Here is a 25,183-nt window from a genome sequence, read left to right on the forward strand (position 1 = left end):
CCCTTCTCGTCGGACCTCGCGCGGCAGACCTCGCGCCGCCCCCGTCAGCCCCAAGTAGCCGAGTAGTAGCGCTGGTACGCCTTGCGGTCCTGTTCCGCGCGGATGAAGCGCGTGCCCACCAGCGCGATCAGACTGCCGCCGATCACCAGCAGGCCCGGTCCGACGTTGCGGGTGTCCGTGAGGCGGGCGACCAGGCTGGTGTCGTCGCCGGTGACCGGCGCCGACGAACCCGGCGAGGCCGCGCTCGGCGCGATGGCGCTGTGGTTGGCCGACGCGGACGGCGCGGGCGTGGCGGCCTGGCCCCCGGTCGCGGCCTGCTTCGTCACGATCAGCTGGACGTTCAAGGCCGCCATCGCGCGCGTCACCGGCTGGAAGAACGTCACTCCGCCCGTGGTGCAGTCACCGCTGCCGCCCGACGTCACCCCCAGCGCGATGCCGTTGGAGAACAACGGCCCCCCGCTGTCGCCCGGTTCGGCGCACACGTTGGTCTGGACGAGCCCGGTGACCGTGCCCTCCGGGTAGTTGACGGTCGCGTTGAGCGCGGTCACCGTGCCGTCGTGCAGACCGCTGGTGGAGCCGCTGCGGAACACCTTCTGCCCGACCGTCGGATCGGCAGCCCCCGTGATCCGCACGCCCTGGCCGTTGCCGATCGCGACCACGTCCGCGTTGTCACCGGCCTTCCCGGAGGCGTACTGGATGAGCGAGAAGTCGCTGCCCGGGAACTGTGTGTCGATCGTGGTGCCCACCTGCTGGTCGTTGCCCTGGCCCTCGTCGAACCAGATGGTGTTGGCGGGGCCGCAGTGACCGGCGGTGAGGATGAAATCGGTGGTTCCGTTCGTGACGTTGAACCCGGCCGAACAACGGCCGCCCGTCGACAGGATGGGCTGCGCCCCGTTCAGCCGGGTGGTGAACGTGCCCTCGGAGCGCTGCATCTGCACGAAACCGCCGATGCCCGCGGCGACCCGGCTCAGGTCCGACCAGTCGGAGGCGGAGACCGTACTGTCGGCCTCCACCATCACCCGGTTGGTCTTGTAGTCGACCGCCCACGCGGTGCCGGCCACCCGCGGCGCGGCCTTCAGCGTGGCGGTGGCCGCCTTCAGCTCGTTCATGCTGTGCGACACCATCTTGGGCTCGGCGCCCGCCTGCTTCACCATCGCCGCGGCCTGTGCGTCGGTGACCGCGACCACCGGCTTGCCGTCGGCGCCGATCCAGCTGCCCGCCGTACGGGCGGTGCCGAGCTTCGCCACCAGCGCCGCGCCGGTGTCACCGGCCTCGGTCGCGGAGCCGGAGCTGAACGGGACGGCGGACGTGCCGGGAGTCTCGCTCGCCATGGCCGTGGTGACCATCGCGCCTCCCAGAAGGAGTCCGCCGACCGCCGCCAGCTGTGTCCCCCGCCGGACGACCCGTCGTCGTGCGTGCCTCATCCATGGCTCCCGAAACCCCGAACGCGCGGTGGCTGCACCGCGGGGCCCTCCGGTCGTCGAGCGCCCTGCTCTCCATACGTGGGCGGCCCCCAGGGTGTTCACAGCGGTGGTGATCTTTACGATCCCGTGGCGGTACGGCGTGGCCGCACGCCTCGTTCCCGGGCCTGCCGCAGCCGCCTATCTTGAGCCCATGACCAGCATCCCGCAGGAGAATCCGGGCGAACCGAACCCGCTGCGCGCCCTCACCCTCGACCGGCTGCGATGTCGTACCAGCATGAAATGGCGCACCTACCCCGAGGACGTGCTCCCGGTGTGGGTGGCCGAGATGGACGTGCCGCTCGCCCCGGCGGTCGTCCGCGCGGTCACGGCCGCGATGGAACTCGGCGACACCGGCTACCCGGCGGGCACCGCCTACGCCGAGGCGCTGGCCGCGTTCGCCGCGAAACGCTGGGGCTGGGACGGGCTCGACGTGGCCCGCACCGCGTTCGTCCCCGACGTGATGCTCGGCGTGGTCGAGATGCTGAAACTGGTCACCGGGCCCGGCGACCCGGTGGTCGTCAACTCGCCGGTGTACCCGCCGTTCTACCGGTTCGTCACGCACATGGACCGGAAGGTGGTGGAGGCTCCGCTCGGCAGCGACGGTCGGATCGACCTCGACGTGCTGGAGGCGGCGTTCCGCGGGCTCGGCGGCGGGCGGGCCGGCTATCTGCTGTGCAGCCCCCACAACCCGACCGGCACCGTCCACACCGCCGACGAGCTCACCGCCGTCGCCGCCCTCGCCGAGCGGTACGGGGTTCGGGTCGTCGCCGACGAGATCCACGCCCCGCTCACCGCCCCGGGCGTCGAGTTCGTGCCCTACCTGAGCGTGCCGGGCGCCGAGCGCGGGCTGTCCCTGATGTCGGCGTCCAAGGCCTGGAACCTCGCCGGGCTCAAGGCCGCCCTCGCCCTCGCCGGACCCGGGGCCGCCGCCGACCTCGCCCGGCTGCCGGAGGAGGTCAGCCACGGCCCGAGCCATGTCGGCGTGATCGCCCACACGGCCGCGCTGACCGACGGCACCGCCTGGCTGGACGCCCTGCTCGCGGGCCTCGACGAGAACCGGCGCCTGCTCGCCGGCCTGCTCGACCGTCACTTGCCCGGCATCCGGTACCGGCCCGCGGAGGCCACCTACCTCGCCTGGCTCGACTGCCGCGCCCTCGGCCTCGGCGACGACCCGGCCGAGGTCTTCCTGGAGCGCGGCCGGGTCGCCGTCAACTCCGGCCTCCGGTTCGGGACCGGCGGCGCCGGGCACGTCCGGTTCAACCTCGCCACCTCGCCCGAGGTGATCACGGAGGCGGTCCGCCGGATGGCGGCGGCGGTCGCGTGCGACGCGACCGCGCGGCTGACATCAGGACCGTAAGGACGGCACCCACCTCCGCCCGCCGGCCCGGCCACGCCTATCTCTTCGCGCGGACGTACCGCGACCTGCTCGACCGGCGTGCGGACGCCTAGACTCCGGGCATGGACGACATCACCGGGACGGCCCTCGACCGGCTCGGCGCCGGCAAGTACCTGCTGGTCACCAGCTACCGCAAGGACGGCACCCCCGTCCCCACCCCGGTGTGGGTGGTGCGGGACGGGGACACGCTCGGCGTCTGGACGGCCGCCGACACCTGGAAGGTCAAGCGCATCCGCCGCCGCGCCGACGTCAAGGTCGGCGCCTGCGATCTGCGCGGCCGCCCGACCGGCGACCCGGTCCCGGGCACCGCCGAGATCGCGGACGCGGCCACCACCGCCCGCTACCGCGACCTCATCGCCCGCAAGTACGGGATCACCGGCCGCCTCACCCTCCTCGGCAGCAGGCTGCGCCGCGGCCTCGACGGCACCGTCGGTATCCGGGTGACCCTGACCCCCTGAGAAAGCCGTGCCCTGGGGAGACCGCGGTCTCCCCAGGGCACGCGGGGCGCTACGAGGCGTCCAGCACCGTTCCGGTGAGCACCAGCCCGCCGGGCAGCGGGTTGCCGCCGTCGTTCGTCTGCTGGAAGGTCACCGACTCGGCAGGCTCCCCGACCTGGTCCCGTACGGTGGGCACGGTCACGTCGAGGCTGGTCTGCCCGGCGGGCACGTCCAGCCACAGGTAGAGACCGTCCACCTGGGACAGCGGGCGTTCCGGGTCCGGAACCGCGCCGGAGACGTCGGCCAGCCAGCCGGGGTCGACGTCCTTGGTGGACAGCTCCGTGCCGCCGCTGCCGACCGGGACCGGCACGAACAGCGCGCCGATGTCCGTGTCCGCGGCCTCCGACAGCGAGATCCGCCACTTCAGGGCCGAGCCCTCGGTCACCCGGTCCGCGAGCGGAGTCACGGTGACGGTGGGCGCCGGATCGTCGTTGTGCACGGTCAGCCCGCCCAGGTAGGAGCCGACGACCGCCCCGTGGACGGCCTTGACCAGCACGTCGTACGGCACGTCGGCGCCGTAGCGGGTGTTGCCCCGCACCTGCACCGGCACGTCGATGTCGTGACCGCCCGGGCGCACGGTGACCAGGCGGTCCTTCGCGGTACCGGTCGCCGGGTCGACGACGTACACCCGGACCTGGCCGCTGCCCCGCCCGGACACCCGCACCGGGACGTGGTAGGTGCGGACGCCCGAGTCGCCCTCGTCGACCGTGAGCCGGCCGACGTCGACGCGCGGCAGCCCGGCCGCGCGGACCGCAGGAGTGCCCGGGCGCCACCCCCAGGCGTCCATCAGCCAGGCTCGTCCGGATCCCGAACGCGGCGTCAGTTCGAGGGATGTGACGGACCGCAGGTCGAGGCCGGCCCGGCGGGCGGCGGTGAGCGGTACGCGCAGTTCGCGCGCCCAGTAGGACGCGGTGCGGTCGCTGCCGGGCAGGCCGTCGAGGCGGACCCGGCCCAGGGTGGCCCGCCGGCCGTGGCTGTCGGTGACGGACACGTCGAGGGATGTGCCCCGCGAGTTCGGCGGCACGAAGACCCGCAGCGCGAGCGCCTCGGTACCGGAGAGCGAGACCGGCCGCGCCACCCGGATGCGGGCCGGAGTCCCGGCGGACGTCCAGCGCAGCGCGATCGCGTGCCGGCCGGCCTCCCGTGCCGTCTCCCACTGCGCGAAGTGCGGCGAGACGCCCGTGGCGCCCTCACCCAGGCAGGCCACCGCCGGGTCGGGATCGACCGCCGAACACAGCCGGCCACCGGTCACCGTCACCTCTCCGTCCGGCAGGAACCCGGCACCGCGGTTGGCGCCGACCGCGTGGCCGAGCACCCGCGCCGGATCCGCCGACGGCGCCCGCCGTCCCGAACCGTCCAGCAGCGGACGGACCTTGTCGTCTCCCGCGACGAACAGCCGAGCCGCCGCCGCGATGTAGGTGGAGCCCGCCCGGTGCTGCTGATCGGCGGTCAGCCGGGTCGCGGCCCGCGGGGAGCAGACCGGGTCCGGGTGGTCCGGGTCGTCGAAGAAGTCGTCCTCCGCGGGGGCCTGCGCCTGCCCCGGCGTCCACTCGGTGTTGAAGAAGTTGTGGTCGGCGCCGATCACGTACACCGCGCCGTGCAGGGCCTTGCCCTTGCTGATCGCGCGGGTGCCGTCCACGTACACCTCGCCCTGCAGGTCGGAGACGTCGCCGTCGCAGCCCGGCAGGATCGTGAGCGACGGCACGTCCGGGACCGGGTTCTGGCCGAAGACGGTCGGACCGATGAGCACGGTCCCGCTGATGTGCCAGCGCACCTTGCCGTGATACCCGTCCTGGCCGGCCGGCGGCGGGTACAGGCTGTCCAGCGCCGCCCGGTTGACGCCCTCGCCGCCCCGCGAGTGGCCGATCAGCAGCACCCGGGAGAGGTCGGCGCGGGGTGCCTCGCGCACGATCCGGGGCGCGTGGCGCGGGTCGCGCGCCCAGTCGGCCCACTGCGCGAGGTGCAGCCGGATCAGGGACGAGCGGGCCTGCGCGCCGCCGTCCTCGGCCTGCCAGTCCTGGCCGTTGATCCCGTTCGCCGAGATCGACACCGTCACGTAGCCCTGGGAGGCCAGCAGTCGCTGGTCGCGCAGATAACCCCGGTGGCTCGGTATGGGGAGCGTCCCGGCCGGGCACGGCCAGGCGCCGGAGGCGTCGTCGGAGCCGCCGTGCGGGGCGTAGCAGGTGGCGTGGCGGCCGTGCAGGAACAGTGCGAGCGGGCGGGCCCCGGAGACCCCGGTGGGCGCGACCACCACGGCCTGCATCTCGACCGGGACGGAGAACCCGGGCAGGCGCACCGACTTGAGCCGGTACGAGCCGGTCTTCGTGCGGTACGGGCCGGGCTTGCCCGGGTCCACCGGATTGGCCGGCAGCGGGGCCGGGGGCCGGACCGCCGCCGAGGGCGCGGCCGCGTGCGCGCCCGGGCGGGTGTCCAACCGGCGTCCGCCGGACCAGACTTGCAGGTTCTTCAGCGCTCCCGCGCGCTCCCCGTCCAGACCGAGCCGGAAGGTGTGCCCGTCCCGTTCCGGCTTCGGCACCCCCAACAGCCGCCCGTCCGCACGGAATTCGACCCGCGCGTCCCCCATTGGCACCCGTCTGCCGGACCGCCACACCAGCTGGGGCGCCTGCCGTCCCCGGTCGATGTGCCAGCCCGGTGGCAGCTTCCCGTCGGATGCGGTTGCGGCCGGGGCCTGTTGAGCGTGTGCGGTGGTGCCGGACACTCCTCCCGCGAGCGCGAGCACCGCTGCCGCGGTGACCCATATGCGCCGGGTACGGACCAATGTTCTCCTCCTCGGAAGGCGAGCACGGGCCACCCCGGCGGTCCCGGGGAGTCCCTCGCGCTCCGGAGGACGGGGAGTTGAGTCTGTGGGTTGCCTGTGGGGGCGGAGTGAACGGGTCAAGTGCGGGAGAGGCGGCACCTGTCGAGTTCGGGGGCGGTCTGCGGCCGGCTCGACCCCGCCGTGCTACTCGATGCCGGGCGGTACGACCGTGGCCTGGTGGTGGTACATCCGCCAGCCGCTCTGCTCGTCGCGCCGGCGCCAGAGTGAGCTGTGCCGGGTGCGGCGAACACCGAGGCGGGCCTCGAAGGTCACCAGGACCAGCCCGGGAGCGAGGACGGCACCGGTCATGCCGGACGGCTCGTAGCGGGGGCCGTCCGCCGACGCGCCCGGCTTGTCGGGCAGTTCGGCGAGCAGCTGCTCGTACGCGTACCGGCGGCCGGACGCGCCCACCTCCACGAACTCCGGGTCCAGCAGCTCGGCCGCCGGCTTCCGCGAGGCGCGCACCTCGGGATCCATGAGCCGCAGCTCGCCCGCGATCGCGGCCGTCACCTGGGCCGATTCGTCGTCCATGGGCACATCCTCGCCCAGGGCCCCGGTCGCCGGGCAACCGGATTTCCGACCGTCAGCTCCAGGCCCGGTACGGCTCGTCGAGCAGTTGGAAGACCGGCTCGCCCCGCACCGGGTCCTTGGCCGTGGACAGCCTGACCCGGTCACCGCTGTGGATGCCGATCGGCGGGCCCATGACCCGGCCCCGGACCACGAACCCCTCGGCCATCTCGATCAGGGACACGTTGCGCGCGGCGGGCGTGTTCCGGTGTACCACCGTCGAGTGGCGGACCGTGCCCGTGCCCTCGCTGCGCTCCGTCCGCAGCTCGCTGCCCTGGCACACCGGACACAGCAGCCTGTGGTACATCGCGGTGCCGCACCAGGTGCAGCGCTGGTAGACGATGGCGTCCTTGGCGCGGTCCGCGGGCGCGGGGTCGAGAACGCCCGTCGCGAATCCGACCGCCGACTGCGCGGCGCTCGTCGAGTGGTGGTACACGCTGGTCAACTCCCTGCGCTCGCCCGGAATCCCGCGTGTCCGGACCCGGCCGGGCACGCCTGTGCCCGGTTGGCCGTGCCACCGTGCACGTCGACAGAGTATGGCACTCAGTGCCAGTCGTAAAGGCACTGCGTACCCCTAATCTGAGGTCTTCGGATGTCAGGCGCGGCCGAACGCGGTCTCGATCTCCTGTACCACCCGCCACAGCGGCGCGTCCCGCCGCGAGACGAGGACGACCACGTCGTCCGGGTGTTCCGCCGGGACGCCGAACAGCGCGGCCGACGCCCCGCCCGCAGCGGGGCCGGCGGCCTCGGTGCCGAACGCGGCCTGCACGTACCCGAGGGCGTGGCCGACCGTCTCGTCCGCGTCGACCCGCCCGTCCGAACGCAGCCAGGAGCGGAGCGCGTTGTTGTGCGCCGCGACCACGGCCGCCGCGACGACATCCGCCCGCAGTGTCCCGTCGGGGCGGCCGGCGTACCGGCCGCGCAGGTACTCGGCGAGCGCGCGCTCGTAGCGCCACACCACCGACAGCTCGTACGCGCGCAGGCCCGGGACCTGCTTGGTGAGCCGGTAGCGCTGCACGGAGAACGTGGGGTTCTCCGCGTACATCCGCAGCACCAGCCGCGCCGCGTCGCACACCCGCCGCACCGGCTCGCACTCCGGTTCGCCGGCCGCCAGGAAGGCGGTCATGTCGGCCAGGCACCCCTCGTGGTCGGGGAAGACCACGTCCTCCTTGGACGGGAAGTAGCGGAAGAACGACCGGCGCCCGACCCCCGCGAGGGCAACGATGTCGTCGACGGTCGTCTGCTCGTACCCGCGCTCCAGGAAGAGCCGGAAGGCCGCCGCGACCAGGGCGTCCCGCATGGGCGGCTTGGCGGGCGGTGCCGCGCTGCTGGAGCTCATGGACGCGAACGTAGCATTCCGTCGACCCGTATGGCACTCAGTGCACCAGGTCGGGGGACTGAGTGCTCTGCCGACTGTCCCGGACCCGTTCCCGCTGCCGGGCTGAACCGGTGGGGCGGTCCTCCCGTATGTGTTCTCGGGGATCGCGGACTCCCCGTGCGCACGGGGAGTGGAAGGAGAGCAGTGTGTCGACACCGCCCGACCCTGAACAGCCGCACCGCGGGCCGGTCCTGGAACCGGTCCGGGTCCTGCGCCCCCGTCGGCTCGACACCCTCGCGGAGCTGATGCGCGAGTTCCACGCGGATGCGGAGGCCGCCGAGAAGACGAGGGAGGCCGCGGAGGCGAAGGAGGCGAGGAGCCGGAGCGCCGCGGACTTCGAGGCCTTCGAACCGGCCGCCGGTTCCGGCACCGGGTCGTTCGGCTCCGGCACCGGGTCCTTCGGCTCCGGTATCGGATCCTTCGGCTCCGGCATGGAGGACGAGACCCAGGAGCTGCCGCCCGTCACCGACGGTCCGCGCACCGCCGCGCCCGGCGGCCGTGGCCACGGTCACGGCGCCGACCCGTCCCGTTCCTTCGGCTTCGGGCCGGGACTGCGCCGGGCCGCCGTCGTGGTGGCCGTCGGCGCGGCCGCCCTGGTCGGCTTCGGCTGCGCCCTGCTGCTGCCGGGCCGCGAGGGCACCGCCGAGGCCGCGCAGCCGTCCGCGTCCGCCACCACGGCACCGGCCTCCACCCCACCGGCCTCGGACACCGCCACCGACCCCGACGGCGCCGGCACGCTCCGCCAGGGCGACACCGGCCCCGAGGTCGTCGAGCTGGAGCAACGCCTGCTGCGCATCCCGGACGTCTACCGCGACGGCTCCACCGGCGGCACCTACGACGCCGCCCTGACCGCCGCCGTGGAACGTTTCCAGGTCTGGTACGGCATCAGCGGCGACGAACGCGGTGTCTACGGCGACGACACCCGCCGCGCCCTGGAGTCCCGCACCAGTCTCACCGACGGCTGACGGCCCGGACGGCTGACGGCCTGGACGGCTGACGGCCTGGAGGGGTGACGGCCTGGAGGGCCGGCTAGGGGGGCGACTACTCCTCGTCCGACACCGGCACCCGGATGTCCAGCACGCACACGTCGTCCCGCCGTTCGCCCGCCAGCATCGCTGCGAGCAGCGCGTCCAGGGAGGCGGGTCCGGCGGCGAGCGCGGCCGCGGCCAGGCGGTCCAGGCCCGCGTCGATGTCCTCGCCGGGCCGCTCGACCAGGCCGTCGGTGTACAGCAGCAGCCGGTCGCCGGGCTCCAGCAGGAACTCGGCGGACTCGTAGACCGGCGCCGCCGACGCGCCGAGCAGCATGCCGGCCGGACGGTCGAGGCGGTAGGCCCTGCCGCCGCGCAGGAGGAGGGGCGGCGGGTGACCCGCCTGGGCCCAGGTGAGACGCCGCTCGGCCGGGTCGTAGCGGGCGAGGACGAGCGTCGCGGTGGACTGGGCGTCGCGCGAGTGCAGGAGCAGGAAGTTGAGCCGGGCCAGCGCACCGGTCAGGGAGGAGCCGGTGCTCACCATGCCCTTGGCGGTGAACCGCAGCTGGGCCATCGTGGCCACGGCGTCGACGCCGTGGCCCGCCACGTCGCCGACCACGAACAGCGCGGTGTCGTCCGGCAGTTCGACGGCACTGAACCAGTCACCGCCGACATGCACCCCCGCCTGTGCGGGCAGATAGGCGACCTCGACGCGCAGCCCGTGCAGCCGCACCGGATTGCTGGGCAGCGGCAGCAGCGCGTGCTGGAGTCGGGCGGCGAGCGCACGCTCGGCCTCCAGCACGCCACGCTGCATCAGGATCGCGCGCTCGCTGTCCACCAGGGCGAGTTCGGCGCTGCGCTGCGCGGTGAGGTCCTGCACGAACCCGTGCACCTCGACGACCGTGCCGTCCGGGGCGGCCACTGCCTCCGCCACGGCCCGCAGATGCCGTACGGCGTTCCCGGTCCTGATCCGGAACGGCACGTCGAACGACCGGCCGGAGCGGGCTAGTTCGGAGACGGCGCGGGCCAACGCGTGGGCGTCCTCGGGCAGCACCAGGTCCGGCAGCCGGTCGAGCGGGACCGCTCCGCGCCCCGGGTCGCGGCCCAGGATGGTGTACACCTGGGAGGACCAGCTGACCTGATGGGTAATCAGGTTCCAGTTCGCCCAGCCCAGGTTGCCCAGCCGCTGCATGTCCGCCAGCCGCTGCTCCTGTCGCGCCTCCGTGTCGTGCCGCAGCCAGGTCACCAGCAGTCCGTCGCCGAGCCGCGCGGCGCGCACTGAGTAGGTGGCGGTCACGGTCACCCCCGCGACGACCTCCTCGTAGACGAACGGCTCGCCCTCGTACGGCTCGCCTCCGCCGAGCGCCTTCAGATAGCCCTGCCACAGCGACTCGCCGGCGACGGAGGGATAGCTCTCCAGGATGTGCGAGCCGATCAGCTCGCGACCGGTGCGGCCGAGGATGTCGACGGCGCCCGGAGTGGCCGCCTCGATGCGGTAGTCCTCCACCTCCCCGGTGGCGGTGCGCAGCGGGATCAGCAGGACCGCGGCTCCCGGAAGCGCGTCCAGCACCGACTGCACCGCCGCGGAGAGGTCCGAGGCCACCGGCTCGGCGGGGGTGTCCAGGGCGCCGAGCCGGCCGGCGCTCAGCCGGGCGACGGACTGCAGCAGCTCACGGTCCGCGAGCCCGAAGGCGGCCGCGGGCCGGCGCAGTACCCCGAGGGCCACGTCCGCCGACACCGGCAGCCAGGCCCGGGACAGCCAGCGCCCGGGCGGCTCGTCGATGAGCTGGAACTCCTGCCGGTCCTCGGCGAAGTCCTCCAGCCACAGCGGCTCACCGGCCTTGAGCGCCTGGAGCGGAGCGAACCCCTGCAGCGGCGGAACCCGGTGCCACTGGGCGGCGATTGCCGCGTCCAGCCCCGAGTGCCCGATCAGTTCGAGCCCGTCGCCGGGCGGCAGCCGCCGGTACAACAGCACCGCGTCGGCGTCGACCCGGGGCGCCAGGTGTTCACGGAGCGCCCCGGCCAGCTCCTGCGGGGAGCCGACGTGCAGCAGGGCCGTGCCGAGACGGCCGAGGATCTCGGCGGTGCCGGGCGGGGCGGGCGACGTCCGGGGCACGGCCGGGGCGGGCGGTTCGGTGGCGAGGGCCCCGGCGGCGGGCGCGGTGGGCGTCAGGGCGCCGAGGGTGAGCCAGCACTCCTCCAGCAGCGTGCGGTTCCCGGCCTCGGCCCGGTTCAGCAGGGCCTCGTGCGCGGCGTCGGGGGAGCAGCCCGTGGTGGTCATCAGCGCACCCTTGGCACGCTCCACGACCGCGGAAGTTGCCGCCGATTCCCGCAGTCGGTCCAGCTCGGCGCGCTGCCTGGACACGATCCTGGCCAGGGCTGCCAGCTCGGCGACGGCACCGGTGTCCACGGCCGGCACGTACTCGCTCGTCACGGGTCGAGCATGGCACAAGAAGGTGCATCCGATCACACTTGCACCCGATCCGTGAAGGATATGGGCATCCGCGGACGGATATGGTCAGCGGCCGGTGCTGTGCCCGACGAGTGCCTCGGTGACCGCGCGGACGCTGCGGGCGATGTGCTGCAGCTGCATGACCTCGGCCGCGTACAGCTTGATGGTGTGCTCGATGACCGACTCCGGCAGGCCGAGCAGGGGCAGTTCGGCGCGTGCGGTCTGCAGCGCCGTGCGCGCCACCCGGACCTCCTGCTGGACCTGGATCTGCGCGTGCCGGGCGAGCAGCACGGGGTGCCGGATCAGCGCCGGGTAGCTGGCGTAGCGGGCCGGGACCAGCTCGCGCAGCCACTTGGCGGCGGAGCGCTCCCAGTCGTAACTCCCCGGTGCCTTGACCTGGCAGGGCCAGTCGGGGCTGATGCGCGCGGTCGTCGTCAGAGTCATGGTCATCGCTTCCCGGTGTGCGGCGTCGTGAGGGTGCTCGACGGGGATCTGGGCGGCTCCGGCCTAGGGGATGGCCGGAGCCGCCGCGGGCGAATCGCACAGGCGATGCCCGTTCGAACATCCCCGGCGCCGACGCGGGTAGGAGACGGCGGCTGGGGGTGTCCGTGCGAGGCCCCGGGCGTCGGCCGCCGGCACTGCGGTTGGTGCTGCGTGCGCATGGGCGGTCCGTCGGCTTTCTGGGGGCGGGTGCGAGCGGTGCGTCCTCGGGTGCGGAACGTGCCCGGAGTGGGCCGGGGGTGATCCGTTCAGCAGTATTTATATATGCCGTCCGGTTTGCAAGACGTATGAAAACATTCATGCGCGAAATGAGGTGAATACTCCCTCTACGCGGTCATGCGGAGGACGTCGGATCCGGGGTCAGTCCTTGAGGAAGAACTGGTGCTCCTCGGCCACCTGCTCGTACTCCTCCAGCCGCGCCTGGGTGCGCCCGGGGTCGGCGTCGGTCATGGCCTGGAGCAGGGCGGCGGCCATCAGACCGGGCGCCGCGTAGGTGTCGAAGACCAGGCGGGACCCGATGCCGGTGCTGAAGGTGACGTCGGCCTCGTCGGCCAGCGCGCCGAGCGCCAGGTCGGTCACCAGCGCGACCCGCAGCCCCGCCGTGCGCGCCACCCGGATCGCCGTCAGCGTCTCCTGAGCGTGCCGCGGCATGCCGAACGCCAGCACCCAGGTGCCGCCCGCTTCGCGCGACTGCAGCAGCGCGTCGTAGGCCACGCTGCCGCCCCGGGTCACCACACGTACATCGGGGTGGATACGGCGGGCGGCGTAGGCGAAGTACTCCGCCAGCGAGACGGAGATGCGCAGGCCCAGCACGGTCAGCGGGGACGACTGGGACAGCTGGCGGCCGATCCAGATCACCCGGTCCGGGTCGGCGAAGTCCCGGCGCAGGTTCTCCAGGTTCTCGATCTCGGCGTCCACGGCGGCCTGGAGCTCGTTGCTGCGCTGCTCGGTGGCGGCCCCGGTGCCGCCCGCCAGGGTGCGCAGCGCGATCGACTGGAGCCGCTCGCGCAGCGCGGGGTAACCGCTGAAGCCGACCGCGCCCGCGAACCGGGTCACCGACGGCTGGCTGACCCCGACCCGCTCGGCCAGGTCGGTGATCGACAGGAAGGCCGCCTCGGTGATGTGGTCGATCAGGTACTGGGCGATGCGGCGCTGGCCGGGGGAGAGCCGGGGACCGTCGAAGAGCTCGCGGAGCTGGGAGGTGGGCGCGGCCTCCGCCTCCGGCACGGTTTTGCCCGAGGTGATCGCGGATGCCTGGGCCCGGGCCTGCTGCGGCGATGGCACCGAAGCGCCTCCTTTGTCTCCCACGAGGACTCAACATAGCTCACGGACCGTGGTGACCAGGGGTTGTGCGGTACGCCGGACCGTCCCGGCGCCGAACGCCAAGGATGCGGAAACAGCACCGGGATTCCGGCGCTCACCGGCGGCGGATGCGGTGGACCTCGCCGGTGGATCGGGTGGATCGTACGGTCACCGCCGATAGATGGTGATCGAATGACCGACATCATCGACCGGACGGCTGGTGTCGATCAATTCGGCCAGTGCGCCTCGTGCCTTGGCGGCCGACGAGTCCGAGACGACCAGCAGTCCGTGCACCTGCCCGGGCGGCACCTTGCGGGGGTCGGTGGCGTGGATGCCGTAGTACGCCGGGACGCCACTGCCCTTGTAGACCAGCCAGATCCGCTCGCCCGGGTAACGCTCCTTCAGCCGGTCGGCGAGCCGGCCCAGGTCCTGCCCCCAGTCCACGTTGGAGTCGTGCAGCCACAGATGCGTCTTCGCCGGACCCCCGAACGCCTCGTTGGCGTACGGCAGATAGAACGGGAACGCGCGCAGCGAGCTCACCGCGACGAACAGCACCAGCGCCCCGCCCACCGGCCGCGCCCACCGCCGGCGCACCGTCAGGACCGCGGCACCGGCCACCGCGAGGAACATCGGCATGAAGACCGCGTACCGCGTCCCGAAGTCCCGTGACCCGGTCATCGCCGAGGCCAGCAGCACGGCCGGCGGCAGCAGCAGGTACGGCGCGGCCCGCCGCAACCGCCGTACCGCCACCAGCGCGACGGCACCGGCCGCCCACAGCGCCAGCATGCCGAGCGGGGTCTTCACCAGCAGGGCGGCCGGCAGGTAGTACCAGCGGGAGCCGGTGTAGAGGTGCCCGAACAGGTAGCCCTGCCAGGGGTAGTCCTCCAGGGCGAACTGCATGCGCATGCCGTCCCGGTAGGCCTGTGGGAAGGGCATCAGGTCGACCAGGAGGCCCCGCAGTCCGGGCACCGCCGGCACGGGCTCGGCGGACAGCGGACGGAGCCGGGGATCGACCGCCAGGTAGGAGAGCCAGACGACGGCGACCGCGGTCACGGCCACCACGGCGGCCGCGGCGAGGGCGCGCAGCGCACGCCCCGGGCGCGCCCCCCACACCGACACCACCGCCAGAGCCACGAGCACCGGGATCGCGGGCAGCGCGCTCATCTTCGTCGCCACCGAGGCCCCCAGCGCGGCCCCCGCCAGGGGCAGGTACAGCCGGGGCCGGCGCCGGGCCCGCCACACCAGCCAGGCCGAGGTCAGCACGAACCCGGCCGACGGCACGTCCAGGGTGGCCAGCGAGCCGTGCGCGATCACGTCGGGGGAGAAGCAGTACAGGGCGAGCGCCAGCAGCCCGGCGGCGGTACCGAGGACCTCGCGGGCGAAGGCGAACGCCACCAGACCGAACAGCAGCGTCAGCACGATCACCGGCAGTCGCGCCCACAGCATCACCCGCCAGGGGTCGTTGCCGGACGCGTACAGCAGATGCTGTCCCACCTGCCCCTGGTCGCCCTGGTACGACGGGTCGTAGTGCGGGTCGGCGACGGCGAGGCCGGCCATGACGACGAGCTTGCCGAGCGGCGGGTGCTCGGTGTTGTAGCGCAGCCGGTGCTCGTGGAGGTAGTCGGTCGCCGTGGCCACGTACACCGGCTCGTCGATGGTGGGTGTCTGCTGGACGGCGGTGGTCACCATGGCCGTCGCCATCTGGGCGAGCAGCAGCACCGCGAGGACCGGCACCAGCCACCGGCGGCGGGCGCGCAGGGCGGCGGTCAGCCGGGCCGCGGTGGTGCGCCGGGGGAGCGGCCCGGGGTCGGCGGGGACGCCGGGGAGGTCGGGGACGTCGGGTTCGAGGACCGACTGCTGTTCGCTTGCCATCTTCCGCCCCGCGGGGACACCGGGCCCGCGGTGACGGGAGCGATCACGAGCAGCCATGGGCCCTACTGTCGCATCGCTCCCGCCACCGGGCGCGTCACCGCTTCACGAGTCGTACCGACAGACCGTCTGCCGTGTACACGGGTACGGCCCGCAGCGTGGCGGAGTTCAGCTCCACCTTGTCGAACTGGCCGCGCAGCCGCGGAGCGTCGACGACCGGCAGGGTGCTGCCCGCGGCCGGCGGGCGCTCGGTGTCGAGGGTGAGGGACAGGGTGGTGCCCCTGCCGAGGACGGCCAGGTGCTTCACCGTCAGCGGCGCCTTGCGGCCCTTGGCCAGGGTGACCTCCAGGGCGCCCGCGTCCTGCGTGTACGTGCCGCGCACGAACAGCTCCCCGGTAACCCGCAGGGTGCCGGCCGAGACCCGGACGTCACCGCGGCCCAGCGCGTCCTCGGAGGCGGCGACCAGGGTGCCGGCGGCCAGCACGGTGCCGCCCCGGTAGCGGTTGTCGCCGGTCAGGGTCAGCGTGCCGGTGCCCTTCTTGGTGAGCGCGCCGTGGCCGTCGATGTCGTTGCGCCAGGTGTCGGCCGCCGCGAACCCGCCGGCCGCCGCGTCCAGGGTGACCGCGACGTCCGCGTCGAAGGCGCCGTAACCGTCGGCGGCGGCGAACAGGTTGAGGCGGCCCCACTGCTCCGGGCCGTCCAGCAGCACGTACCCGGAGGGCAGGCCGGTGGTGCGCAGCACCTCGCGGCGCTGGTCGGCGGTGAGGTACGGCTGCCGGGTCTCCAGCAGCACCTCCGCGCCCTTGGGCACGGCGAACGGCAGCTCGCGGCCCTCCCGGTCCAGGATGTACGTCAGCCGGGGCGTGGCCGCGCGCTCGTTGGCCTCGCGGTCGGCGTACGGGTCGGTGGCGGTGCCGGCGGAGTGGGCGTAGGCGTACAGGGTGTCGGAGGTGCTGCCGGTCTGCGCCTCGAAGTACGCGAGGGCCTGGGCGCGGGCGGCTGCCTTGAGGTCGGCGTTGGCCGGGTCGGCGAGGGTGGCGGCGGCCAGGGCGGTGGCCATGACGCGGCCGCCGATCACGTCGACCGTGTTGTGCATGCCCGCGATGATCCGGGTGTCGCTCAGCTCCAGCGCGCGGGCGACCAGCTCCTGGAAGCGCTCCGGCACCGCGTACGCGTAGGCGAGGCCCGCCAGGTGGAAGGCGTTGGTGTGGCCGGACGGGAAGCCGGCGTCGTCGGTGGGGGAGGTGCTGCGCTGGCGCAGCAGCTGCGGGGCGACGACCACGTCGGACTCGTAGACCGGGTAGCCGTACGCGTCGGTCGTGCCGGTGTCGACGACCTCGCTGTCCTCGTTCATGCGCCACGGACGCGGGTACTGGTAGGCGTACTTGGACGGGTTGCCGGACGCGTAGTTGCCGCGCAGGGTGTCGACCAGGGTGGCCACCTTGCCCAGCGCGGAGTCGTGCGAGCCCGCGCCGAGCGCCGCGCCCGCCGGGGCGTCGGCCGGGACGGCGTCGTTGATGGTGGTGGCGGGGGTGCCGTCGGGCGCGCTGGTGATCGAGGTGACCGCGAGGGCACCGGCCTTGTAGAGGTCGGCGAGCGGGCCGAGGCCGACGATCATCGCGTAGCTCTGGTGCTGGCGGTCGTAGAGGAACGCCTTCTTCGCGTCGGCGGCGCTGCGCTTTCTGGTGATCTTGGCGCAGTACCGCATGTTGTCGCGCAGGATGTCCGCGCGCAGCACGCTGCCGGTGTTCCAGGCGGAACCGGTCTTCCAGATCTGCGCGAAGCCGCCGAGGATGCGCACCACCGCGTTGGTGTCGGCGGTGAGGTTGGTGCTGATGTTCGTCTTGTAGTCGTCGACGAACGCCAGGGCCGTGGCGGCCTTGGCGTCGGCGGCCGCGAGCCAGCCGACGAAGGTCGGGGCGGCCAGCACACCCGCCGACGCGCCGAGCGAGGTCTTGAGGAATCCCCGTCGGCCGACGGCGAGTCCACGGGCCGGAGAAGCGGGGTGGTGCCCGGCAGGTGACGGCATGGAGGTGCCTCTCTCGAGTTCTACGGCGCGGCGGCCGGAGGGGAGTCGACGCGAACGCCCGGTGCGCCCGATGTGCGGGGGCGTGTGGGTTCGCGTGGGAAAAGTGTTGAACGAGCGAAGTTCTAGGACCGGTCCGTGTCCCGGTGGCCATGGTCCAACGACCGGGACATGGACCGGAGTTGAACGGCAGCCCGGTGGTTCACAGGAAGAACCGCCCGGGACCTGCGTGTTCGCAGCGTCGAACGGCCCGTGGTCCAGGCACGTGGGACCGGACGGGCTGCGGACAGGTTTCTCACAGGACCGAACGCGCCAGCGCCACCGCTCCCTCGACCGGCGGGAGTCGCAACGGCTGTGGCCGGGCGCCGGGTACGGCCTCGGCGAGGGCGGCGGCGAAGGCGTCGTACAGCCGCGGCTGGGAGAGGATCGTGCCGCCCGCGACCACCACGTCGTCCACGGCGAGACCGCGGGCGGCGAGCCGGGCCACGAGGGCGGCGAGGGCGCGGCCGCCGTCGGCTATCACGTCGGCGGCGAGCCGGGAGCCCGCGTCGGCCGCGGCGAAGAGCACCGGGGCGTGCCGGCCCCACTCGGCGGAGACGTCGGAGGCGCCCTCAAGGGCGGCGCCGAGCGCGGGTACCTCGGCCACCTCGAAGGCGGCGACGAGCCCGGTCGCGAGCGCGTCGGGGGCCTCGCCGCGGTCGTGCGCGGCCCAGACGGCGCGGGCGGCCTCCCGGACGAGTCCGGCGGCGCCGCCCTCGTCGCCGAGGACCGCGCCCCAGCCGCCCACCTGCACGGGGCTGCCGTCGGCCTGCCGGCCGACGGCCACCGAGCCGGTGCCGGCGACCAGGCCGACACCCTTGTCCAGGCCGGCGGCGGGGACGAGGAGCTCCGCGTCGCCCACCACCCGGACGGGCACGCCGAGGAGGTCCCGCAGCGCGGCGGCGATGCCGGCGCACTGGCGGGGGGTCTCACAGGCGTGCCCGCCGACGGCCAGGGCGGCCGGGCGGGTGCCGGGGGGCAGGGCATCGTGGACCAGCGCGGTCAGCCAGCGGGCCGCGGCGGCCGGGTCGTGCGGCCGCCAGCCGCTGCTCGGACGGACGTGGTCGGCGACCCGCTCCGGGCCGGCGACGGCGCGGAGCTGGGTCTTGGTGCCGCCGACGTCGATGCCGACCACAAGCGGGGAAGAAGGTGCGTCCTGCACGGATCCTCTTTCGTCGTCTGGGCGAACAGCGCCGAAGAGCTTGGCACTGTGCTACGACGGCGGGCGAACCGTGCCTGGCCGAACAGGAGTTGTGCAAGTCGGGAAGCCCCGGGACGGGCTTCTTGCGGAGCACGGCAGGCGAGTACCGTGTACTTCGTTAGGAAGTTAACTAACGAAGTACAGTGCGTCAAGAGTTGCCGCGGACTCGATCAACGGGACGCTGTCGAGGCCAGAACCGCGCGGCACAAGGGCACCGCATCGCCGCCTCCCCCGGCACCCGGGGGAGCGCGGCCCCTGACCCATGGGGGAACTGTGGAACACGTCGTGGCTGAGGCCCCCCGGCTCACCGAGAGCGCCGGCGCGGTCTTCGCCGTGCTGGCCCAGGCCGGCAGCGCCACCCGGCCGCAGCTCGCGAGCCTCGCCGGCCTGTCCAAGCCGACGGTCTCCGCCGCCGTCGCGGAGCTGGAGGGAGCCGGTCTTGCCACCCACTCCGGCACCGCCTCCAGTGGCACCGGCCGCTCCGCCGCCGTCTACGGCCTCGGGCCCGCCTCCGGCTCGGTCCTGGCCGTCGATCTCGGCCCGGCCCGCACCCGGGTCCGCGCCTGCGCCCTGGACGGCACCCTGCTCGCCGAGGCGGACACGCCCCGCACCCGGGCGGCCGACGCCGTCCGCGAGGCCCTGGCCGCGCTGCCCGCCGGGGCCCCGCTGCGGGCCATCGTCGTCGCCATCGGTGACGTCACCGCCCCCGACCGGGCGGGCACCGGGATGCGCCCGGCGACCGCCAAGGCCGGGCCCGTCTTCGACGCGGTCTCCGTCGCCCTGCCGCCGGGGGTGCCCGTCCACCTGGAGAACAACGTGAACTGCGCGGCCCTCGCCGAACTCCACGAGGGCGCCGCCCGGGGCCGCCGTACCTTCGGCTACCTGCGGATCGGCGTCGGTATCGGTCTGGGCATCGTCATCGGCGGCCACGTGCTGCGCGGCGCCAACGGCGCGGCCGGTGAGCTCGCCCGGCTGCCCTACCCCTGGGACGACGACCGGGAACCCCGCCAGGAGGCCCTGGAGGCCTACGTAGGCTCGCAGGCCCTGCTGCGCCGGGCGGCCGAGGCCTGGCCGGAAACCGACGGTCCGTGCCCGCGCACCGCCGACCGGCTCTTCGCGCTGGCCGCCCAGGGCCGGGAGCCCGCGCGTGCCGTCGTCGCCCGGCACGCCGCCGACGTGGGCCGGCTGGCCGCCGCGGTGGCCGCCGTACTGGACCCGGGGCTGATCGTGCTGGGCGGCAGCACGGGCGCGGACCCGCAGGTCCTGCCCGGGGTGCGGGCCGAGCTGGGGCGGCTGAGCTGGCCCACCGAGGTGGTCAGCAGCCAGATCGGCGACCTCGGTACCGTGGTGGGTGCCGCCCGGCTCGCCGTGGCCAAGGGAGTCCAAACCGTGACCGAAGGCGCGCAGGCGAAGGATTGACGGCTTCCTAATCGGTCTGCCAATGTCCGGACAAGCGCTTTCTAAGTCGGCCGGGACGCCGACTTGGGGTGAGCCTCCCAGCCCGTACACGACGTACGGCAACCGCGCGAGGGCGTGCCCGTGCGGTGACGGCCAGGACGGCCGGGGATCTCGCCCCGCGTGGACGATGCGGCCGGGCGAGGCCGCGCCCCCCGGAAAGTGACTTTTCCTTCAAAATGCACCCGTGCCGCCTCAGCCGGCGCCGTGCTCCGTCCGTTCGACGAAATGGGATCGAAGATGACCACTGTGGGTGTGCGGCGCACCAGCCGACTCGGCCGCGGCGGTATGCGCCGCCTGATTCCCCTCGCTGCCGTGGCCTCGGCAGGAGCCCTGCTGCTCTCCGCCTGCGGGTCGGGGTCCGGCTCGGGCGGGACCTCCAAGTCGCTGACGTTCTGGATCTCCACGGTTCCGGGACAGGACGCGGGCTGGAAGAAGCTGGTGGCGCAGTACAAGAAGGAAGCCGGCGTCGACGTCAAGCTCGTCAACATCCCCTACGACGGCTACCCGACGAAGCTGCACAACGCCGCGCAGGCGAACTCCCTGCCCGACGTCGCGGACGTGCCGGCGCTTGACCCGATCTGGTCGAGCAAGCTGATCGACCTCAGCTCCATCGCCAACAACAAGAGCTACAACATCAACGCCAACTTCCTCGCCAAGGACTCGTCCGGGAAGGTGCTGTCCATCCCCTCGGACGTCACCGCGTCCGGCCTGTTCATCAACAAGACGCTGTTCAAGAAGGCCGGTGTCGCCGTCCCGACCTCGCCCTCGGACACCTGGACCTGGACCGAGTTCATCGCGGCGGCGAACAAGGTCCGGGAGAAGACCGGCGCCAAGTACTCCCTGACCTTCGACCAGTCGCCGTCCCGGCTCCGCGCCATGGTGTACGAGATGGGCGGGAAGTACGTCCACGCGGACTCCTCCGGCAAGTTCTCGGTGGACGCGGCGACCACGAAGGCCGTGAAGTACTTCGTCGGTCTGAACGACGACAAGGTCATGCCGAAGTCGGTGTGGACCAGCGGCGCCGACCCGTCGGCCATGTTCCAGAGCGGTGACGTGGTCGCCTACTGGTCCGGCGTCTGGCAGGTCGCCTCCTTCGCGGACAGCATCAAGAAGTTCGACTGGGCGAGCGTCCCGACCCCCGCCCAGCCGGTGCAGGCCAGTGACGTCAACAGCGGCGGCATGATGGTGGGCTTCAACAACAACGGCGCCGCGTCCACCGCCGCGCAGAAGTTCCTGTCCTGGGTGTACGACCCGAAGCAGTACACCGAGCTGGTCGAGGCCTCCGGGTTCCTGCCGGTCGAGAGCGGTCTGACCCCGAAGTACCCCTTCACCTCCGACGCGGCGCAGGCGGCGTTCAAGCTGTACAACGAGGAGATCCCGCTCTACGCCCCGATCTCGGGTTACTTCAACAACGCGCAGACGGCTTGGGTGCTGAAGGGCAAGAGCCTCACCACCGACCCGACCAAGACGGAGCTCGGCAAGGCGATCAACGGCCAGCAGTCGGCCGACAAGGCCCTCCAGAACATCGTGGACGGCTACAACCAGCAGGTCGGCGGCTGATCGTAGGCCCAAGGGCCCGGGCGGCGGGGTCGAGACACCGCCGCCCGGGCCTGGTCGCCCACGTGATGCCGGGCTCACGGCGTGAGCCCACAGCAATCCATCCACCAGCACGGAAGTCAGGAAGATGACAAAAAGTGCCGCGGCAGTGTCCGTGAGGCAGCCCAGGAGACGCAGTACCTACACCCTCGCGCCGCTCGTCCTCATCGCGGCCAATGTCGTGCTCTTCGCGCTGTTCTTCGCGTGGCCGGCGGTGATCGGGCTCGTCTACTCCTTCACGAACTACACGGGTGTGGGGGCGTACCAGTTCATCGGGCTGGACAACTACCACAACCTGTTCGGGGACTCCGCCTTCTACGACGCGCTGACCCGGACGCTGCTGTACACCGTCCTCTTCGTTCCGCTGAACTTCGCGCTCTCACTGCTCGCCGCCAACCTGCTGGTGAGCAAGCACGCCAAGGGCGCGTCCGTCGCCCGTGTCATCTTCTTCATTCCGTGGCTGCTGTCGCCCATTGTCGTGGGTGTCCTGTGGCGGTGGCTGTTCGGCGAGAACTTCGGACTGGTCAACTACGTCATCGAGAAGCTCGGCGGGTCCGCCGTGCCGTGGCAGTCGAACGCGGACCTGTCGCTGCTGGTGGTGGTGTTCGCGGCATCCTGGGCCTGGACGGGCTTCTCGATGCTGCTGTTCATCGCGGCGATCAAGAACGTACCGGTGTCGTACTACGAGGCGGCCTCGCTCGACGGGGCCGGCCCCTGGCGCCAGTTCATCAGCATCACGCTGCCCAGCATTGCGCCCACCTCGTTCATCGTGATCCTGCTCAACACGATCAACGCGATGAAGGAATACCCGGTGTTCGTCTCCCTCAACAACGGCGGACCCGGAACGTCGAACAACCTGCTTGTTCAGTACATCTATCAGACCGGCTTCCAACGGGGCCAGATCGGCTACGCGAGCGCCGCGTCGTTCGTGCTCATGCTCATCCTGATGGCCGTCGCGATCATCCAGCTGATCGTCAACCGGCGGGTGGAGAACCGATGACAACCACAGACACGCCACGCCCGGTCGACGCCGGTCCCGGACGGGCCGTTTCCACAAAGCGGTCCCGCGGTGCGAGCAGCGGCGGACTCCGGCGGGCAGTACCCGCGACGACACTGCTGTGGATCATGGCGTGCCTCTACGGGCTGCCGGTGCTGTGGTTCATCCTCAGCTCCCTCAAGCCGGCCGGGGACCTGTTCTCCTATCCGCTGACGCTGATTCCGCACCACCCCACCCTGTCGGGTTACTCCCAGGCGTGGCGCAGTGCCAACTTCTCCCAGTACTTCATCAACACGGCCATCGTGTGCGTGGTCACGACGATCCTCACGGTGGGCGTCAGCTGCTGCACCGGGTACGCGCTGGCCAAGTACGACAACAAGTGGCTCAAGGCGTTCTTCATCTGCATCCTGGCCACCACGATGCTGCCGGGCGAGGTCATGCTCGCCCCCGAGTTCCTGGTGGTCCGCAACCTCGGCCTCTACAACTCGTTCGCCGGCATCATCCTCCCGGCCGTGCTCACGGCGACCGGCTGCTTCATGTTCCGCCAGTTCTTCATCACGGTCCCCGACGAACTCGTGGAAGCCGCACGCATCGACGGCGCCCGCGAACTGTCGATCTTCCTGCGGATCATGGTGCCGCTCTCCCGGCCCATCATGCTGACCCTCGCCATCCTGTCCTTCCAGTGGCGGTGGAACGACTACATCTGGCCGCTGCTGATGCTGAACGACCCCAACAAGTTCACCGTGCAGATCGGCATCCAGAGCATCGTCGGCGCGCAGAACATCAACTGGTCGGTCCTGCTCGGCGCATCGGTCATCTCCATGATCCCGCTGATCGCCATCTTCCTGGTCTTCCAGCGCTACGTCATGGGCGCCGACATCAATGCCGGCCTGAAGGACTGACCGTGTCCACCCCGCTTGACCACGAGTTCGTCCGCGCGGTGGCCGGCGCCGCCGACCGGTCGGCCGCACCCCTGGCGGCCGACCCCGAGCAGGACCCCGCCGACGTCACCCACCGCGCCCTGGCACGCCAGGTGAAGACCCTGGTCGCTGCGTACCGCTCCCCGGACTCGGCCCTGCACGGCAGCGGGCAGGCCATCGCCGCGGCGCTGACCCATCTCACCGCGCTCCGGTCCTTGCAGACCCCCTCCGGCCTCTTCGCCGGCGGCGACAACGTGCAGTCACCGCCGGATTCCGCGTTCACCGTCAACGACGTGTGCGACGCGCACGTCCTCGCCGTGGGCGCGGGGCCGGAACTGCGCGACGTCACGGCCGCGCTCGCCGAGATCGCCGGCGCCGCCTCCGGCGCCCTCCTGACCGGTGGGGTGCACACCCCGAACCACCGCTGGGAGCTGTGCGCGGCGCTGGCCCGGCTGCACCGGTCGTTCCCGGACAGCCGGCTGCTCGACCGCGTCGACGCATGGCTCGCCGAGGGCGTCGACATCGACGCGGACGGCCTGTACTCGGAGCGCAGCGCCAACTACGCGGCCCACGTCTCCAACCCGTCGCTGCTGCTCCTGGCCGACGTCCTCGGCCGCACCGACCTGCGGGACGCCGTCGAACGCAACCTCACCGCGACCCTGGACCTCATCAGGCCGGACGGCACGGTGGAGACCGTCCACTCGCGCCGCCAGGACCAGAACCGTCCGTTCCCGCTGGCGCCCTACCTGCCGCACTACCGGCTGCTCGCGATCCGCACCGGCCGGGGCGACTTCAGCCGGGCGGCGCGGCGGGCGGCCGCCGACGGCATCGACGACCCCGACCTGCTCGCGCAGACCCTCCTCAGCCCCGACCTGCGCCGCGTACTGCCGGCACCGGCGCCGGAACCCCTTCCCCGCGACCGGTACATCGCCACGGCCCGCCTCGCCGCACGCGCCTCCGCCACCGCGCACAGCGTCCTGTACGGCGGCTCGGACGTGCCCGGACACCGGCGCATCCGCTCGGGCCTCGCCTGCAACCCCACCTTCCTGCGCCTGTTCGCCGGCGACGCCGTCCTCGACGCGGTCCGGCTCTCCCGGGGATTCTTCGACCTGGGCCCGTTCCGCGCCGCCGATGTGGAACGGCTCGCCGACAACCGGTACCGGCTCACCGAAACCCTCACGGCCGCCTACTACCAGCCGCTCCCGCCGGACCGGCGACGGGCCGACGGCGCCTACCGCATGGCGGACGAGGGACGCTTCTCGGCCGCGATGGCCTTCCCGGACCGACCCCGGGACGAGGTCTCCCACACGACCCGCGTCGAGGCGGAGCTGCGGGACGACGGTGCCGACCTGCGGATCGACATCAGCGGACCACGGGTGCCCTGGGCCCTGGAACTGACCTTCCGGCCGGGCGGCGTGCCCGAGGGCGCCGTAGCGATCGGCGACGGGCGCTGGTGCCTGACGACCGGGCCGATGACCTACCGGGTCGGTGCCGACGAGATCCGGGTCGAGGCCGACGTCGAGGCGGGCGAACCGCTCGCCGGACCGGACCGGAGCGACGTACTACGGTACGACCCGGGACAGGACCACACCGTGGTGGGCGGCACCGACGCGTCGACCGGGAACCGCGTCTACCTCGGTGGGCACGGCCCTCAGACACTGAGCGTCACACTGCGCGCCCGCCGTCCCTGACCCGTCGTCCGACCCTGACAACCCACGCCACGGCCACCTCCGGA

At 72.7% G+C, this 25,183-nt stretch carries 19 protein-coding genes; 8 read left to right on the plus strand and 11 right to left on the minus strand.

What is annotated here, in order from left to right:
* Nucleotides 1–44: 44 nt before the first annotated feature.
* Nucleotides 45–1,424 (minus strand): S1 family peptidase, encoded by a 1,380-nt coding sequence (locus ABT137_RS32615; protein WP_351714704.1) that lies wholly within the window; start codon nt 1,422–1,424, stop codon nt 45–47.
* Nucleotides 1,425–1,614: 190 nt separating this feature from the next.
* Between ABT137_RS32615 and ABT137_RS32620 the strand changes: the two genes are divergently transcribed.
* Together ABT137_RS32620 and ABT137_RS32625 are read left to right on the plus strand one after the other, a co-directional pair.
* On the plus strand, nt 1,615–2,820 hold the full coding sequence (locus tag ABT137_RS32620) for a MalY/PatB family protein (RefSeq protein ID WP_351714705.1): 1,206 nt from the start codon (nt 1,615–1,617) through the stop codon (nt 2,818–2,820).
* A gap of 101 nt (nt 2,821–2,921) precedes the next feature.
* Nucleotides 2,922–3,317: a PPOX class F420-dependent oxidoreductase gene (locus tag ABT137_RS32625; RefSeq protein WP_351714706.1), complete on the plus strand. Its 396-nt coding sequence runs from the start codon at nt 2,922–2,924 to the stop codon at nt 3,315–3,317.
* A 49-nt stretch (nt 3,318–3,366) separates the two neighbouring features.
* On the opposite strand, the gene ABT137_RS32630 is transcribed toward ABT137_RS32625, so the two are convergent.
* The 4 genes from ABT137_RS32630 to ABT137_RS32645 all read right to left on the minus strand — a co-directional run bounded on the left by ABT137_RS32630 (nt 3,367) and on the right by ABT137_RS32645 (nt 8,080).
* The gene (locus ABT137_RS32630; RefSeq protein ID WP_351714707.1) at nt 3,367–6,135 is read right to left on the minus strand and encodes an alpha/beta hydrolase; all 2,769 of its coding nucleotides are present in this window, start codon (nt 6,133–6,135) and stop codon (nt 3,367–3,369) included.
* A 183-nt stretch (nt 6,136–6,318) separates the two neighbouring features.
* Nucleotides 6,319–6,705, minus strand: coding sequence for a nuclear transport factor 2 family protein (locus ABT137_RS32635; RefSeq protein WP_351714708.1), 387 nt, complete (start codon nt 6,703–6,705; stop codon nt 6,319–6,321).
* 52 nt (nt 6,706–6,757) lie between these two features.
* Nucleotides 6,758–7,177, minus strand: a complete 420-nt coding sequence (locus ABT137_RS32640) for a Zn-ribbon domain-containing OB-fold protein (protein WP_093506783.1) — start codon at nt 7,175–7,177, stop codon at nt 6,758–6,760.
* 159 nt (nt 7,178–7,336) lie between these two features.
* The gene (locus ABT137_RS32645; protein ID WP_351714709.1) at nt 7,337–8,080 is read right to left on the minus strand and encodes a TetR family transcriptional regulator; all 744 of its coding nucleotides are present in this window, start codon (nt 8,078–8,080) and stop codon (nt 7,337–7,339) included.
* 185 nt (nt 8,081–8,265) lie between these two features.
* Between ABT137_RS32645 and ABT137_RS32650 the strand changes: the two genes are divergently transcribed.
* Nucleotides 8,266–9,084: a peptidoglycan-binding protein gene (locus tag ABT137_RS32650; RefSeq protein WP_351714710.1), complete on the plus strand. Its 819-nt coding sequence runs from the start codon at nt 8,266–8,268 to the stop codon at nt 9,082–9,084.
* A 76-nt stretch (nt 9,085–9,160) separates the two neighbouring features.
* On the opposite strand, the gene ABT137_RS32655 is transcribed toward ABT137_RS32650, so the two are convergent.
* The 6 genes from ABT137_RS32655 to ABT137_RS32680 all read right to left on the minus strand — a co-directional run bounded on the left by ABT137_RS32655 (nt 9,161) and on the right by ABT137_RS32680 (nt 18,438).
* Entirely contained in the window at nt 9,161–11,521 is a 2,361-nt protein-coding gene (locus ABT137_RS32655) for a SpoIIE family protein phosphatase (protein ID WP_351714711.1), read from the minus strand.
* Between the two features lie 84 nt (nt 11,522–11,605).
* A complete protein-coding gene (locus ABT137_RS32660; protein ID WP_351714712.1) occupies nt 11,606–11,989 on the minus strand; it encodes a hypothetical protein in 384 nt (127 codons plus the stop codon).
* 411 nt (nt 11,990–12,400) lie between these two features.
* Nucleotides 12,401–13,324, minus strand: a complete 924-nt coding sequence (locus ABT137_RS32665; RefSeq protein ID WP_351714713.1) for a MurR/RpiR family transcriptional regulator — start codon at nt 13,322–13,324, stop codon at nt 12,401–12,403.
* 186 nt (nt 13,325–13,510) lie between these two features.
* On the minus strand, nt 13,511–15,214 hold the full coding sequence (locus tag ABT137_RS32670) for an ArnT family glycosyltransferase (RefSeq protein ID WP_351714714.1): 1,704 nt from the start codon (nt 15,212–15,214) through the stop codon (nt 13,511–13,513).
* Nucleotides 15,215–15,308: 94 nt separating this feature from the next.
* Nucleotides 15,309–17,240, minus strand: coding sequence for a phosphatase PAP2 family protein (locus ABT137_RS32675; protein ID WP_351714715.1), 1,932 nt, complete (start codon nt 17,238–17,240; stop codon nt 15,309–15,311).
* Between the two features lie 292 nt (nt 17,241–17,532).
* Nucleotides 17,533–18,438, minus strand: a complete 906-nt coding sequence (locus tag ABT137_RS32680) for a BadF/BadG/BcrA/BcrD ATPase family protein (protein ID WP_351714716.1) — start codon at nt 18,436–18,438, stop codon at nt 17,533–17,535.
* Between the two features lie 324 nt (nt 18,439–18,762).
* Between ABT137_RS32680 and ABT137_RS32685 the strand changes: the two genes are divergently transcribed.
* The 5 genes from ABT137_RS32685 to ABT137_RS32705 all read left to right on the plus strand — a co-directional run bounded on the left by ABT137_RS32685 (nt 18,763) and on the right by ABT137_RS32705 (nt 25,139).
* The gene (locus ABT137_RS32685; RefSeq protein ID WP_351714717.1) at nt 18,763–19,896 is read left to right on the plus strand and encodes an ROK family transcriptional regulator; all 1,134 of its coding nucleotides are present in this window, start codon (nt 18,763–18,765) and stop codon (nt 19,894–19,896) included.
* 276 nt (nt 19,897–20,172) lie between these two features.
* A complete protein-coding gene (locus ABT137_RS32690; RefSeq protein WP_351714718.1) occupies nt 20,173–21,495 on the plus strand; it encodes an ABC transporter substrate-binding protein in 1,323 nt (440 codons plus the stop codon).
* A 124-nt stretch (nt 21,496–21,619) separates the two neighbouring features.
* On the plus strand, nt 21,620–22,531 hold the full coding sequence (locus ABT137_RS32695) for a carbohydrate ABC transporter permease (protein ID WP_089103517.1): 912 nt from the start codon (nt 21,620–21,622) through the stop codon (nt 22,529–22,531).
* Complete coding sequence (locus ABT137_RS32700; protein ID WP_351714719.1) at nt 22,528–23,430, plus strand: carbohydrate ABC transporter permease; 903 nt, start codon at nt 22,528–22,530, stop codon at nt 23,428–23,430. The genes ABT137_RS32695 and ABT137_RS32700 overlap by 4 nt, the downstream gene beginning before the upstream one ends.
* 2 nt (nt 23,431–23,432) lie before the next feature.
* Nucleotides 23,433–25,139, plus strand: a complete 1,707-nt coding sequence (locus ABT137_RS32705) for a hypothetical protein (protein WP_351714720.1) — start codon at nt 23,433–23,435, stop codon at nt 25,137–25,139.
* Nucleotides 25,140–25,183 lie beyond the last annotated feature (44 nt).

This window comes from Streptomyces sp. NPDC001980, assembly GCF_040296885.1.
Classification (GTDB): Bacteria; Actinomycetota; Actinomycetes; order Streptomycetales; family Streptomycetaceae; genus Streptomyces.